This window comes from Sporolactobacillus shoreae, from assembly GCF_004684935.1.
In the GTDB taxonomy this organism is placed as follows: Bacteria; Bacillota; Bacilli; order Bacillales; family Sporolactobacillaceae; genus Sporolactobacillus; species Sporolactobacillus shoreae.
In genome coordinates this window covers 15,666-29,529 of the sequence record NZ_SRJD01000009.1, presented here as the reverse complement: position 1 = coordinate 29,529, position 13,864 = coordinate 15,666, and the positions used below count along the sequence as shown (strand labels likewise).

General features: G+C 44.2%; 13 protein-coding genes. 11 read left to right on the top strand and 2 right to left on the bottom strand.

Annotated features, from left to right (window positions below; translation table 11 throughout):
• Nucleotides 1–202 precede the first annotated feature (202 nt).
• Entirely contained in the window at nucleotides 203–1,123 is a 921-nt protein-coding gene (locus E4665_RS09135) for a branched-chain amino acid transaminase (RefSeq protein WP_135348491.1), read from the top strand.
• A 105-nt stretch (nucleotides 1,124–1,228) separates the two neighbouring features.
• On the opposite strand, the gene E4665_RS09130 is transcribed toward E4665_RS09135, so the two are convergent.
• Entirely contained in the window at nucleotides 1,229–1,633 is a 405-nt protein-coding gene (locus tag E4665_RS09130) for a DUF2871 domain-containing protein (protein ID WP_135348490.1), read from the bottom strand.
• A gap of 462 nt (nucleotides 1,634–2,095) precedes the next feature.
• Here E4665_RS09130 and E4665_RS09125 point away from each other — a divergent pair, with 462 nt between their 5' ends.
• The 4 genes from E4665_RS09125 to plsX all read left to right on the top strand — a co-directional run bounded on the left by E4665_RS09125 (nucleotide 2,096) and on the right by plsX (nucleotide 4,803).
• Nucleotides 2,096–2,425, top strand: a complete 330-nt coding sequence (locus E4665_RS09125) for a PadR family transcriptional regulator (RefSeq protein WP_135348582.1) — start codon at nucleotides 2,096–2,098, stop codon at nucleotides 2,423–2,425.
• A complete protein-coding gene (locus E4665_RS09120; protein ID WP_135348489.1) occupies nucleotides 2,422–2,847 on the top strand; it encodes a permease prefix domain 1-containing protein in 426 nt (141 codons plus the stop codon). Before E4665_RS09125 ends, E4665_RS09120 begins: the two co-directional genes overlap by 4 nt.
• Nucleotides 2,844–3,653 (top strand): hypothetical protein, encoded by an 810-nt coding sequence (locus E4665_RS09115; protein ID WP_135348488.1) that lies wholly within the window; start codon nucleotides 2,844–2,846, stop codon nucleotides 3,651–3,653. Before E4665_RS09120 ends, E4665_RS09115 begins: the two co-directional genes overlap by 4 nt.
• Nucleotides 3,654–3,789: 136 nt before the next feature.
• Nucleotides 3,790–4,803, top strand: coding sequence for a phosphate acyltransferase PlsX (gene plsX / locus E4665_RS09110; RefSeq protein ID WP_135348487.1), 1,014 nt, complete (start codon nucleotides 3,790–3,792; stop codon nucleotides 4,801–4,803).
• A gap of 82 nt (nucleotides 4,804–4,885) precedes the next feature.
• Here plsX and metA read toward each other — a convergent pair whose 3' ends face one another.
• Nucleotides 4,886–5,794, bottom strand: coding sequence for a homoserine O-acetyltransferase MetA (gene metA, locus E4665_RS09105; protein ID WP_135348486.1), 909 nt, complete (start codon nucleotides 5,792–5,794; stop codon nucleotides 4,886–4,888).
• Between the two features lie 298 nt (nucleotides 5,795–6,092).
• Here metA and E4665_RS09100 point away from each other — a divergent pair, with 298 nt between their 5' ends.
• From E4665_RS09100 to E4665_RS09075, 6 genes are all read left to right on the top strand, one after another.
• Entirely contained in the window at nucleotides 6,093–8,270 is a 2,178-nt protein-coding gene (locus E4665_RS09100; protein WP_135348485.1) for a methyl-accepting chemotaxis protein, read from the top strand.
• A gap of 344 nt (nucleotides 8,271–8,614) precedes the next feature.
• A complete protein-coding gene (locus E4665_RS09095; protein ID WP_135348484.1) occupies nucleotides 8,615–9,799 on the top strand; it encodes a branched-chain amino acid ABC transporter substrate-binding protein in 1,185 nt (394 codons plus the stop codon).
• A gap of 217 nt (nucleotides 9,800–10,016) precedes the next feature.
• Complete coding sequence (locus E4665_RS09090; protein WP_135348483.1) at nucleotides 10,017–11,009, top strand: branched-chain amino acid ABC transporter permease; 993 nt, start codon at nucleotides 10,017–10,019, stop codon at nucleotides 11,007–11,009.
• A gap of 5 nt (nucleotides 11,010–11,014) precedes the next feature.
• Complete coding sequence (locus tag E4665_RS09085) at nucleotides 11,015–12,307, top strand: ABC transporter permease subunit (RefSeq protein ID WP_135348482.1); 1,293 nt, start codon at nucleotides 11,015–11,017, stop codon at nucleotides 12,305–12,307.
• On the top strand, nucleotides 12,304–13,080 hold the full coding sequence (locus E4665_RS09080) for an ABC transporter ATP-binding protein (RefSeq protein ID WP_135348481.1): 777 nt from the start codon (nucleotides 12,304–12,306) through the stop codon (nucleotides 13,078–13,080). Before E4665_RS09085 ends, E4665_RS09080 begins: the two co-directional genes overlap by 4 nt.
• Nucleotides 13,073–13,798 (top strand): ABC transporter ATP-binding protein, encoded by a 726-nt coding sequence (locus tag E4665_RS09075; protein ID WP_135348480.1) that lies wholly within the window; start codon nucleotides 13,073–13,075, stop codon nucleotides 13,796–13,798. Before E4665_RS09080 ends, E4665_RS09075 begins: the two co-directional genes overlap by 8 nt.
• Nucleotides 13,799–13,864: the final 66 nt, after the last annotated feature.

The window sequence follows — 13,864 nt, the reverse complement described above, 5'->3', positions numbered from 1 at the left end:
CTTACTATTTCTTAATGAATCAGTTTATGAAAAATATTTAGATTTTTTTCAAAATGTGCTTGCCTTTTTATGTTATGATAGGAATACAAAAAAAGGCAGAGCCTGTTTGCATAGAGACCCATGCGTATAGAGGGACGATGGGCAGATCGCCCGGTCATCCGCAGGTATTTGCCGACTGAAGCAAAAACAAGGAGGAGTTTACATGTCAGAGTCATTTGTTTTTTATCAGGGAAAGATCGTTAAAGAGGACGATGTAAAAATCAGTGTCCGTAGTAAAGCGTTTAATTACGGGCTGGGCGTTTTCGAGGGCATCCGCGCGTATTGGGATGATGAAAATGAGCAGCTTTACGGATTCAAGCTTAAGGAGCACTATGACAGGCTGAAACAGTCGGCTAAAACAGTGAATCTTGAGTTTGATCTGACGGTTGACGAACTTATTCAGGGGACGGTCGATCTTCTGAAAGCTAACAATTGCCGCACGACTACATATGTCCGGCCGATTGTCTATAATGACGCGCTGGACATCGGACCGACGCTGGACGGAAAAGACGCCAAGGTTGTAATCTATACCCAGCCGCTCAATAAATATGCCGGAAAACCGGAACTGAGTGTCGGTGTCACTTCCTGGAAGCGTATTTCGAACAACCAGCTTCCTCCACGTACAAAAGCGACGGCCGCTTATATGAACTCGGCTCTTGCTGCACTGGAGACAAAACGCGCCGGATTTGATGAAGCCATCTTCCTTACGGATGGCGATCATGTCTGTGAAGGCTCAGGCGAAAACATATTTATGTTCAAGAAGGGCAAACTGGTGACTCCGCCGCCTTCCGATAACATACTTGAAGGCATCACCCGGGACCTGGTGATGAAGCTCGCCAAAGAAGAAATGGGTCTTGAAGTTGAAGAAAGAAGTATTTCGAGGTCAGAACTGTACGTGGCTGATGAAGTCTTCTTCAGCGGAACTGCCATGGAAGTAACACCGATCGTCGAAGTGGATCACCGCGAGATTGGCACCGGACATGAAGGTGAAGTGTGCAAGCAGATCAAAAGTCTGTTCTTTGGACTGACACTGGGACAGAATCCGAAATATGCGGAGTCCTGCACACCTGTTTACGATAAATGATATCTAAGTAGGTTTTGATAAGTTAAAGAGCCGGATCAACAGTCAATCTGCCGATCCGGCTCTTTTACATATACAGTCGAAAACTTATGCTGCAGTCAAGTGAAATCAGCTCTGTTTTTCGTTTTCGAAAATCCGGCCTTTGAGAACAATAAAGAATAGGACCAGACCGGCTGTAAGGATGATGTGCCCCATTCCGGCAAGTCCTGAAAGAGCCGGACCGACATTCTGGTTCAGAACGGCTAATGTGCCATGGACGACCATAAAAGCGATGGTCCAGATGACGCCAATATTATACGTCCAGAAAAATGCTATAAACCATCGGCTTCGGGTCAGTGAGAAAGTTTTTTCGATCGGAATCAGAATAAGAAAAAAGAGCATGCCAAGGGTCAGGAGATGGGTATGAAGGACTGAAAGTTGGGTGATCCCTGTAAAATTGAGTGCTTTTGTTATTTCACGGTAGTAGATACCTGCAATAAGATAGGCCAGAGCTGCATTGTAGATTTTTTTCATCGTCATTGCTCATGCCTGCGCATCGCTGTGACAAAAATGGGGCTCTGGGAGACAGACCTTTCACTCATTTACTTTTGAGGGGATGATTGTACGGCTATTCTTTTTCAGCCTGAGATTCTATCGTGATTCCGTGCTCACTTATACATCAGGATCTTAAAAAAAATGAAACAGGCTCTTTCACTATTAAAGTAGAAACCAGGACCGTATGATCACACGATGTCCGAAAGAATTCATCATCGGAGTGTTTTTCAACCAAAAGGGGCAAGAGGCTCTTTTTTAGGCTATGTATAAATTCAATGTTGTTTTTGCCCTTCCATTGATTGGAGCGAAAAACAACAGATAATTTTAACATAGCCCTTTTAAAAAAATTACTTTGACAGGTAGAGTAATAAATGATATTATTACTTCATCAGATAGAGTAATTTTCAGGAACACATTCTTTAGAAGATCGGGGGTAATTTTATTCGCAGCGACATTTTAAGAGGCCATCTGGATTCGATTATCCTGCGCCTGCTGCGTGAAGGTGATTCGTATGGATATGAGCTTTCAAAAACCATCAGCCGATGGACAGCAGGCAAATTTGAGATTAAAGAAGCTACACTATATGCAGTATTCCAGAGACTTGAAAAAAAACAGCTCATCGATTCCTATTTTGGGGAACGGACACATGGCGGCAAGAGAAAATATTACACAATTACTCCCCTTGGGCGGGCTTATTTGCATGAAATGGTTAATGAATGGCGGGAAGTTAAAGAAATTGTGGACACATTTTTGGAGGGAACCGACGAGTGAAAAGATTAAACGCGTACATCGACAAAGCATTTGAAGATATCCCGAACAGCGAGCAGACGGAGCGGGTCAAGGAAGAAATCCTTCGCGATCTGGAAGAAAAAGTAGCTGACTTGATAGAAGAGGAGGGAAAGTCTCAGGAGGATGCCATCAACAAAGTTATAGTAGAGTTTGGCGACATAAATGAAATAAAGCAAGAGCTTGACTTACCCGAAAATTCCACCCGGAAGAAGCAGGAAATGGCACGTTTGAATCTTGGTTTCTCAATGTGGGGCAGTTTACTGGTTATTGCATTGTCGGTCTTTGTTAATTTCTATTATACCCCCCACGTTATCTGGTTCATTTATCCGACTTTTGCCATTGCGTGGTGGCCGCTGTCTATGTTTTATAATTGGTACCGGAAAAAAGTTGAGGACAAATCATGAGAAGGGGAACAATTGGGTTTATCGCCTCCGGATGTGTTCTGACAGGTGTCTTTTTAATAGCGGTTAATCTGTTTACAGATACCTCATTGCTCTGGTCTGTTTATTGCACGGTTATCTTGCTTTCTCCAGTTTTCTGGCTTCTCCGAAAAGGCATGGTGCAGAAACTCTATGTCCTTATAATGAGCCTTTTGCTGATGCTGCTGTTCTTCATTCAGAATATTATAGAAACGCCGCATTATTTATGGGTAATATATCTTATAGCGCCTTTAGTGACAGGCCCGGTCATGATGTTTTTCGGGAAGAAGAGCCTGACACGCAAATTCGCCGTTATAGGTGGACTTAGTCTGATCAGTTATTATATTGGATTGAATGTTTTCTTTGAACCGAGATTTCCCTGGAGTATTTTTACAACATTTGCTTTGCTTTGGTGGCCATTTGCTCTTTTGTTAGCGCACAGACCAAAGACATTGGCCATCGCGGGATCAGTTTTGATCGGTATATTTTTAACCGTAGTCAATCTCATCACATCACCACAGATCATCTGGGCGATCAATCCCATTTTTGCCATATTGTGGTGGCCTTTAAGTATCTGGCTGGCAAGAAATACGATGGTCTACGCAGTGAGCGGTTCAGTATTAGTTATTGCGTATTTTTCCGCCATCAACTCCATATATTCCCCACAGGTTCTGTGGGCAGTTTATCCCATTTTTGCAGTACTGTGGTGGCCGCTTTCGGTCTATTACTTTGCCGACAGGCGGGAGAGGAGCCATCACCGCCTGCCTGAACCGGAACTAAAAAAGATTTGAAACTTATTTGGACAGAAGACGTAATAAGTGTTAAAGTAATGAATCGAGGCGCGGCCTCACTGAAGGCGGATGCCTCAGATATTCGATGGGACAACAAGTAGATTATGTTCGTTAATATAAAAGGAGAGAAAGTCAAATGAAATTTGCGATTGACGCAATGGGCGGCGACAATGCACCGGAAGCTATTGTTGAGGGAACGATCCGCGCGGCACAGGCTTTTCCTGATCTGCAATTTGTTTTAGTTGGCGATCGTGACAAAATTGAGTCGCTTGTTGGCAATCAGAAACAGATTGAAATTCTTCACACAACGGAAAAAATTGAAGGAACGGATGCACCGGTGCAGGCTGTACGCCGAAAGAAACAGGCCTCAATGGTGCTGGCGGTACAGGAAGTCAGAGAAAAGCGGTGTGTTGCGGCGATTTCAGCCGGGAATACCGGGGCTCTGATGGCCTCTGGACTTTTCGGTGTGGGCAGAATCAAGGGTATTGACCGGCCGGCACTTGCACCGACCCTCCCGACCATTCATGAAAATAAAGGATTTCTTTTTCTTGATGTAGGCGCGAATGCCGAAACAAAGCCGGAAAATCTGCTCCAGTACGCATTAATGGGTTCGATTTATGCAGAAAAAGTGATGCACCGGAAGAATCCTCGTATCGGACTCCTTAATATCGGAGAAGAACCGGGGAAGGGGAATGAATTGACGAAGAAAGCTTACCAGCTGTTGCGTGAAGCACCGCTCAATTTTGTTGGAAATGTAGAGTCGCGTGAATTGCTTCAGGGTCCCGCCGATGTGATTATCGCCGATGGATTTTCAGGAAATCTTGTTCTCAAAAGCATTGAAGGAACTGCCATGTCTTTGATGCAGCTCCTAAAGGAGACGCTTGGCGGATCACTTTATACAAAAGTGTTGACGGGTTTGATGTATGGCAAATTGAAATCGATCAAAACACGTATGGATTACTCAATGTACGGAGGCGCGTTGCTCTTCGGACTTGCAGCACCGGTTATTAAGGTTCACGGTGCTGCAAAAAGTCAGGCTGTGTTCGCTGCAATCAAGCAGGCGAAAATACTTGTCGAGGAAGATGTCGTTGGTACGATCGAAGAGAGCCTCCATGATAAAGACCATGCATGGCTGAACAGCAAAGCATGATGATTAATGTATATTAAATAGAAACAGGGCCGGAAGAAATTCTTCCGGTCCTGTATTTTCTAGATTGATGTCTAGTTTTGATTTATTCCCACTTGTAAGGCGTCTCCTGATAGACGTAGTAATTTAACCAGTTGGAAAAAAGTAGATGGGCGTGTGAACGCCAGCTATTCACAGGATTTTTAGACAGATCATCCTCAGGAAAATAATGTTCCGGAAGATCTGGATGAATCTTTTTCTTCAGATCACGTGAGTATTCCGTTGCGAGCGTTTCAGTATCATACTCAAAGTGACCGGTAATCATGATCTGATTGCCCTTTCCAGCAATGAGTATAAACGCACCCGCTTCATCTGACCACGCGAGTGTTCTGACTTCCGGATGTCCGGCCAGTTCCTCCTGATCAAGGTCAGTATAGCGTGAATGGGGGGCTGTAAAAATATCGTCAAAACCGCGTAGTAATTTTTCATTAGGGTCCAGCACTTTGTGGCTATAGATTCCGGAAAGTTTCCTCGGCAGAAGTACTTTATTGATTCCGAAATGATAGTACAGCGCCGCCTGAGCTCCCCAGCAAATGTTGAGAGTGGATGTGACCGCTTGACTTGACCAAGCCATAATCTCTTTTAGTTCCTCCCAGTAATCCACTTTCTCGAACGGCAGTTTTTCTACCGGTGCACCTGTGATGATCAGACCATCATATTTTTTGTTCTTGACCTCATCAAAAGTCTTATAAAACTGATCGAGGTGAAGGTGGCTGGTGTGCGTCGATTCATGTGTCGCTGTTCTCATGAAAGTGACGTTAACCTGCAAAGGCGTATTTCCGAGCAGTCGGAGCAGTTGCGTCTCTTCTTTTTGTTTTTCAGGCATCAGATTTAAAATTAATATATTAAGTGGACGGATATCCTGGGTTACAGCCCGGTCATGATCCATCACGAAAATGTTTTCTTTTTCAAGAACTTCTCTCGCCGGAAGTCCCTGCGGTATTTTTATAGGCACAATATCAGTTCTCCCCATGGTTAACTTGGTATTCCCATTATAAACTCTTTTTTTCTCCCAGACCAGCCGCCACGATCGCTTTATTAAAAATCAACTAAATATGCAGTAGGGGGACCATAGCTTAATGGCTTCACCTCAGAATTTTGTCGAATGGAAAGTAATACGGCAGAAAATTTTAAATATAAGGACTTTATTTCGATAAAAAAGTGCTCTTTTTTCCCTCAAATTCCCTTATAATGAAATTTAAGTTCATAAATATTTCATTTTCTCAATAAAATCGTCAGCAAGGAGGATCAGCATGTCTCACTTACATATCATGCATGCATTAAACAGAAAACTTAAAGGTCATCATGAAAAAGTTTTTGAAGGGATTTCGAATGGCCGAAAGAAAGCATTGGATAACTGGTTTCGTGATCGCTGGGTAGAACTTGAAAACGCGAATCAAATTGCTTTCAGCTACGATGAGAGAGGCAGTGAAATAGCTGCTGTTATGAAAGCGCAATTGAAACAAAGCAGCGATTTTATTGAATTTCTGCTTCTTGATGAGAAGGGAAAAGTGATCGTCTCAACATTAGAAAAACATAACGGAGATGTGATGGCTGACCTGCCAAATTATTCAAAGGGCATGGAAAATAAACGCTTAATGTACGGACCATATGAAGATAGCAGAACACTTGACGTTGATTGTTCCGATCAGCATTTTGCCGACGAAGTCACTCTGATGTTCTCGCTGCCGACAGCCAACGGCGCAGGTGTCGAACGAGTCTTTCTCGGCCGCGTGCTCAATGACAGTATGAGCAATGTGATACAGGATGAAGATACCCATGTCTATAAAGATTCCGGAGACAACTATCTCTTTATGGTTAAAACGGACCGGCCGATTCTTCCGGGTACCGCTATTTCCAGAAGCCGTTTTGAAGACGATACGTTCACACTTGGAGATAACCTGAAGGATGGTGTCCGAACCGGCAAGTGGGGTGCTGTTAAAATTGACCGGCATACTGAGTTTGAAATCCGGTTCACGGATCCGAAGACGGGAAATCTTCACCAGGGTGTCCAATTGACTATGAAGAACGGTAGTAATCTGGATGTGTGGCCAGGTTATCCGGACTACCGGCACATTTTGGTAGGGGGGAAGGGTACACTGATACATCCGCCTTTTTCTGATGAAGTCTGGGGGATGATGTGTGAGGGCGACATCGCTGAAATTTACAATTTCAAAAGCCTGAATTTACGTCTTCCTTCCTATTTCTCCGCTGGTTTCGCGCTTGCTGTGGCTGCCAATGGTGTCTCTTTCCATTACTCTGTCAACGCGGGTATTATCTGCTCAGCAGTCACCTGGCTGCTGCTCTCATTCGCCGTCTATTTTTTCACCAAAAAGCTCGTGGTTGGTCCGCTTAACCGTACTGTCGATATACTTCATCAGATTGCGGAAGGTGAAGGTGACCTGACAACAAGAGTGGATAAAAGTTCCTATGATGAAATAGGTGAACTTTCAAGATGGTTCAACAAGTTCATCAATAATCAGATGACAATGGTCAAACGTGTAGGAAGTTCGGCAAAAGCATCTAAAAGCGCCGCAACAACGGTGTCCGGGATGACAAATCAGATCTCAGACAGCATGAAGACCGTCGGGAGCACTGTTTATGGCCTGGTGACAACAGCAAAACAGCAGAACGGTATTTTTCAGGATACGCGCGATCATTTTAATAATCTTTCGGCAGCAATCCAGGAGATGGGTGCTTTAATTCATCAGGTGACCTCCAAAACAGAGGATACAAGCAGCCGCACGAAATTGGCAAATGAGACTTCATCAGCTGCTCTGGTTCAGATAAATGAACTTGAAACGACGATGACAGGAACCCTGGATCATATTGAAACTCTTCACAGACATTCTGAAGCAATTACCAAGGCTGTGACCACCATTTCCGGAATCAGCGAGCAGACACAGATGCTTGCATTAAATGCAACAATTGAGGCAGCGAGGGCTGGTGAAGCGGGCAAGGGCTTTACTGTAGTTGCCAAAGAGGTATCGAAACTTGCGGAACAGACTGAGAAGGCGACCAAGTCTGTTGGCGGGCTTGTAGAAAACATCCAGAGGGAAACAAACAGCACCTTAGAAGAGATCCACAGGACTGATGTGAAGGTCAAGGATTCTACTAAAAAGATAAAAGATACGATCGACACATTCAATTACATCTCAGGAAATATCAAAGAAATTGCGGAGAAAATGGAGGCATTGCTTAGCATCACAAATAACGAAAGTCGCGATGTCGATGATGTGGTAATCCGCATCAACAAAACTGCGGATGAAATCAATGAAAAAACGGCGAAGGATGCTAGCAGTAGTGAACAGTCTATTGATCTCCTTGCCCAAGTATCGGACGAAATTGTCCGCCTGAAGCAGATTACTGGTAACCTGGATTACGTGTCGAATAACCTCCAGAGTATGGTTTCGTCTTTCAAAGTGGTCTGATCATTCAATAGATTCGTTGGAATGAGAGTTGGAAGAGCTTATATTTCTTCAGATAAAGAAAATATATTTCATTAAGAAATATTTGATTTTTTTTATTGCCCATAAAAAGTCTGATTTTGTTGATTTGAAAGCGTATATTGAGACAATGGAGCCTGTCAAAATAAATTTTATATGAAAGATAATCTGACATAGATAATGACTATGACATCATAAGTAATTATTATTGTTTTTAAGAGTTGCAAGGTAAATCAGATAATTATAAAAAAATAGAGGGCGGGTGGTGAGGCCTACATAAAAAACTGATCGTCTCAATAGTACCGCTTTTAAAAAAGAGGAGGGTTATAATGAAACTAAAGAGAATTATCCCACTATTCGCAGTAATCGCACTAGTTGTTGGCCTGATCGCTGGATGCTCTAAATCTGGAGGTTCTAGTGGCGGATTGACAGTAATAAAAATCGCAACACAAACACCTCTGTCCGGAGGCAGTGCGACACTTGGCGAAGCCATTAAAAACGGCGCTCAGCTCGCCCTCAACGACCAACAGAAAGCATTTAACAAAAAAGGTTTTAAATTAGTTCTTGCGCCATATGACGACATGGCTGATCCTAAGAAGGGCGTGTCCAACGCTCAGGCTATCGCTGCTGACAAATCAATTCTCGGTGTTGTCGGACACCTGAACTCAGGGGTTGCGATTCCCGCATCTCAGGTCTATGAACAAAACAGCATCCCGATGGTTTCGCCGGCAAATACAGCAACAGCAGTTACCGACAGAGGTCTGAAAACAGTGAACAGAATTTGTGCCCGTGACGACTTCCAGGGACCTGCCGGTGCGAGTTATGCAGTGAACACACTTAAAGCTAAAAAGATTTTTATTCTTCAGGACCAGACACCTTACGGATCCGGGCTCGCATCTGCGTTCAGAGATGAAGCCAAGAAGCTTGGCGCTACTATTCTCGGATACCAGGGCATTACAGTCGGTGAAAAAGACTTCAGCGGTGTCATCAGTCAGGCAGCAGCCACGAAACCGGATCTGATCTACTACGGTGGTGTTTATGCTGAAGGTGGATTGATCATTAAACAGGCTCGCCAGCAGGGATTGAATATTCCGATCATGGGCGGTGACGGCATGGATTCTTCCACTACCGTTCAGATCGCCGGAAGTGCAGTTAAGAATGTATACTTCTCTACTGTTGTTGGTGATATTACGAAAACCGCGACAGGGCGTAAATTTGCGGATTCCTATAAAGCCACATTCCACAAAAATGTTGAAGGTTATTCAGCATATGGATATGACAGCGCGGGAGTGCTTTTGAAGGGTCTCATGACCGCAATCGATAAGAACGGTGGAAAGCTCCCAACACGCCAACAAGTGACGACAGCAGTCCGTGGGGTTCAGAACTATGATGGCATTGCAACAAAGGTAAGCTTTGATTCGAAAGGCGACAACAAATTCGCCAAGATTTACATCTTTAAATTCGATAAAGCTGCGTATCCTGCAACGGAACAGACAGAAATTACAAAACAATAATATATTCGGCTCATAACAAGTTGTCAGGGAACCGATTAACCGGATCTTCTGACAGAAGGGCAATCTGAAAATGTTTCTTTCTGTTGTCACAATTGGGCATGTTCTAAAAGGGTATGGATATTTTGGCTATACCCTTTTAGAAGTTTTTACAATAAATATGTCCGGTTTCTTCTGTTGAGTAAACGGAAATAACTTAGAAAGTAAGAGGTGAAAATAAATGCTGCAGCAAATTATTCAAACATTGCCCCAGGTATTGGTGGATGGGTTGACGCTGGGTTTTATTTACGCAGTCGTTGCCATCGGCTACACCATGGTCTACGGAATTCTAGAATTGATAAACTTTGCTCACGGTGATATTTTCATGACCGGCTCCTTTGTCGGAGCAGGGATGCTGTTTTTCCTGCTGAGCATCGGGTTCATGTCTTCTGTGCCAAGCTTGATTCTTTTTATCATCATTATTCTTGTTGCGGCAATTGTGACAGGAGTTCTGGGAGTGGGAATCGAGCGAGTGGCGTACCGGCCGCTCCGAAGGAAGAATGCACCGAAGCTGATCGCGCTCATCACTTCAATCGGTATTTCCTTCATCCTGGAAGATGCAGTCCGTTTTATTGCTGAATTGAAAACCGGAAATTATATTTTAACGGCTCCGCCGATGTTCCAGCACCGATTTGTGCTGAATGTCCATTCTGTTTTTCCCTTTTTTAACAACGCTACTTTCCAAAGTTCATTTCTCGTTGTCTCCATCGTAACGATTATTATGCTCATTTCTCTTGATATCTTTGTCAACCGGACAAAGTGGGGCATGGCTATGCGTGCTGTCGCACAGGACAGGGAAACGGCCTCACTGATGTCCATTAATGTCAATCGGGTCATCTCCGTTACTTTTTTCATCGGATCCGCACTTGGCGGCGCCACGGGCGTACTCTTTTTGATCCAGTACGGCACAATAGATCCATATATTGGCTTTATTCTGGGGATAAAAGCGTTCACCGCGGCCGTGTTAGGAGGTATCGGAAATATCCGCGGCGCGATGTTCGGAGGTATTCTGCTTGGTGTGCTCGAAATGTTTGCGGCGGCTAATCTGTCGATCATTACCAATAATGCGATGGATTCAGGATATAAAGATGTGTTCGCGTTTATTATCCTGATACTTGTCCTGATTTTCAAACCTGAGGGCTTGTTCGGAAAAGCTGCAGTGGAGAAGGTGTAAGCGATATGATAAAAACCTGGTTTGAAAAATTTGCCGACAATACAACTGGCCAGATCATCTTCTTTGCAGCTTACGTCGTTCTGACGACACTTGGTTTGTTTTTGCTCTCTGACTCTGTTACCGCATTTCTGATTCTTCTGCTTTCGCTACTTATACTGTATTACCTGAAGCTGAACATAAAAATCAAATGGGCCCTGGGCTTATTGATTATAGCTGTTCTCGTACCGTTTGCCGCAAGCCAGGGCTCTTCCTATCAATCCTTTATGGATGTTGGTACACTCGTTTTGATTTATGTGGCTATGTCACTGGGGCTGAACATTGTTGTTGGGTTCGCGGGGCTGCTTGATTTAGGGTTTATCGCTTTCTTCGCTGTTGGCGCCTATACATACGCCATTTTCGGAAGTACGCAGGCGAATCACTTTATGCCTTTTGGCCACTACCCGTTGCCGGGAGACACTTTCTGGCTGTTTATCCCGATCGGAGCTATCATAGCGGCGATATTCGGCATCCTCCTTGGCATCCCGGTCCTTCGTGTTAAAGGGGATTATCTGGCTATCGTTACCCTTGGTTTTGGGGAAATCATCAGGATCGTTCTCAACAACATGAATAAACCAATCAATATCACCAATGGGCCAATGGGTATTCCTTCCATTGAGCCACCGAGATTGTTTGGTATCGCTATTCAAAATGCAAGTCAGTTCTATTACATCGCATTGGTCATTTTCCTTTTTGCGATTTATATTGCCACCCGGCTCGAACATTCAAAACTCGGTCGGGCATGGAAAGCAGTCAGGGATAATGAAATTGCGGCTCAGGCAATGGGCATTCCCCTGGTCAAGACAAAACTTGCCGCTTTCGCTATTGGTGCTTCTTTTTCCGGCATGATGGGATCTGTTTTTGCAGCTAAGCAAATGTATATTGATGCGTCAAGTTTTACTTATCTTGAATCAACAATCGTTCTGGTTATGGTTATCCTTGGCGGGATGGGGAGCATTCCGGGCGTTATCCTGGGTGCCGCTGTTGTGATCATCCTAAATAACCAGGTGCTGACTGATATTTCAAATACGCTGACTCAACTCAGCGCATCCGGAGTGATTTCAGTTCCTGACGCGCTTTCACCGGCAAAAATGCAGCGTTTCATTTTCGGTATTTTGCTGGTTGTGTTCGCACTTTACCGAACAAAAGGACTAATACCGCACAAAAACAGGGTCTTTAATGTTTCGAAATTAAAAAGAGAAGCGGCGGCTGAAAAGAATAAATACAAGGATGACCCCGAAGTGGAGGGATCCGAATCGTGAATATCCTGGAAATCAAAAACCTGACCAAAAAGTTTGGTGGTCTGACCGCAACATCAGATATCAGCATGAGTGTTGAAAAGAACTCAATAACCGCCGTGATCGGTCCAAACGGTGCAGGTAAGACAACTTTTTTCAATATGATTACGGCCGTTTACAAACCCACTTCCGGTGATATTCTGCTTAACGGTAAGTCACTGGTAGGGCTTAAGCCACATCAGGTGTGCCATTTTGGAATTACCCGCACATTCCAAAATATCCGACTATTCAGCGAACAGACAGTTCTTGAAAATGTTCTCGTCGGGATGCACCAGCGTCTTAAAAGCCATTGGGTCGGGACACTTCTTCATCTCCCAGCGATCACGCGAGAGGAAGAGCAGGCAAAAGTCGAAGCTTATAAGATACTTGAATACGTGGGACTTGAAGATTTTGTCAATGAAAGCGCAGGAAATCTTCCGTACGGCGCACAGCGCCGGCTTGAAATCGCTCGGGCCATAGCTTCACAGCCCAAAATTTTACTGCTTGATGAACCTGCTGCCGGTATGAATCCAAAAGAGACGAAGAGCTTAACCGATCTCATTCATGACATGAGAACAAGGCTTAACGTAACGATCATTCTGATTGAACATGACATGAAATTGGTTATGGAAATTTCTGATTATATTTATGTGCTCGACCATGGCGAGTTAATCGCATCCGGGAAACCTGACGATATCCGGAATAACAAAAGAGTAATTGAGGCTTACCTCGGAAAGGAGGCGAGCAGCCTTGGCTGATGAATTGTCCAAACATTTTCTTGAACTAACGCATATTGAGAGCTTTTACGGAAAGATACAGGCATTGCAAGGGGTCAACCTCTATGTAGACAAGGGCGAAATTGTGACACTGATTGGAAGCAACGGTGCCGGAAAATCAACCACGTTAAAATCGATTAGCGGACAGGTGACACCCAAAACAGGTTCGATCTTATTCGACGGTAAAGATATCACAAAGAATCCGACGCATGTTAATGCACATTTAGGTATTGCTCAGGTTCCTGAAGGAAGGCGTATCTTTCCAAGACTATCCGTCCGGGAAAATCTTCAGATCGGCGCTTTTGCCGAAAGAAGCAAGAGTATCATTGCTGAACGGATGGAGCGTGTTTTCGGATACTTTCCCAGGCTTAAGGAAAGACTTGAGCAAAAAGGTGGAACAATGAGCGGGGGTGAACAGCAGATGCTTGCCATCGGGCGTGCGCTCATGATGAAGCCGAAACTTCTGATGCTGGATGAGCCTTCCATGGGTCTCGCCCCGATCATCGTAGAGCAGATCTTTGATATTATTAAGGAAATGAACAAAGAGGGTATGACAATCCTGCTTGTTGAACAGAATGCGTTTCAGGCGCTGCAGCTTGCGGATCGGGGTTATGTGATCCAGACTGGAAACATAGTCCTTGAAGGACCATGCAGCGAGCTTCTGACCAATCAGCAGGTTAGGGAGGCTTATCTCGCCTGATTCACTGACTGCGAGTTAAGTTTCCATTAAAGCGGCAAAGTCATCTGATGAAGATGATTTTGTCGC

What these genes read in the sequence shown, in the direction of transcription:
- E4665_RS09135 (WP_135348491.1), top strand. Translation starts at nt 203, where the DNA reads ATGTCAGAGTCATTTGTTTTTTATCAGGGAAAGATCGTTAAAGAGGAC.
- E4665_RS09130 (WP_135348490.1), bottom strand. Translation starts at nt 1,633, where the DNA reads ATGAAAAAAATCTACAATGCAGCTCTGGCCTATCTTATTGCAGGTATC.
- E4665_RS09115 (WP_135348488.1), top strand. Translation starts at nt 2,844, where the DNA reads ATGAGAAGGGGAACAATTGGGTTTATCGCCTCCGGATGTGTTCTGACA.
- plsX (WP_135348487.1), top strand. Translation starts at nt 3,790, where the DNA reads ATGAAATTTGCGATTGACGCAATGGGCGGCGACAATGCACCGGAAGCT.
- E4665_RS09100 (WP_135348485.1), top strand. Translation starts at nt 6,093, where the DNA reads ATGTCTCACTTACATATCATGCATGCATTAAACAGAAAACTTAAAGGT.
- E4665_RS09095 (WP_135348484.1), top strand. Translation starts at nt 8,615, where the DNA reads ATGAAACTAAAGAGAATTATCCCACTATTCGCAGTAATCGCACTAGTT.
- E4665_RS09090 (WP_135348483.1), top strand. Translation starts at nt 10,017, where the DNA reads ATGCTGCAGCAAATTATTCAAACATTGCCCCAGGTATTGGTGGATGGG.
- E4665_RS09085 (WP_135348482.1), top strand. Translation starts at nt 11,015, where the DNA reads ATGATAAAAACCTGGTTTGAAAAATTTGCCGACAATACAACTGGCCAG.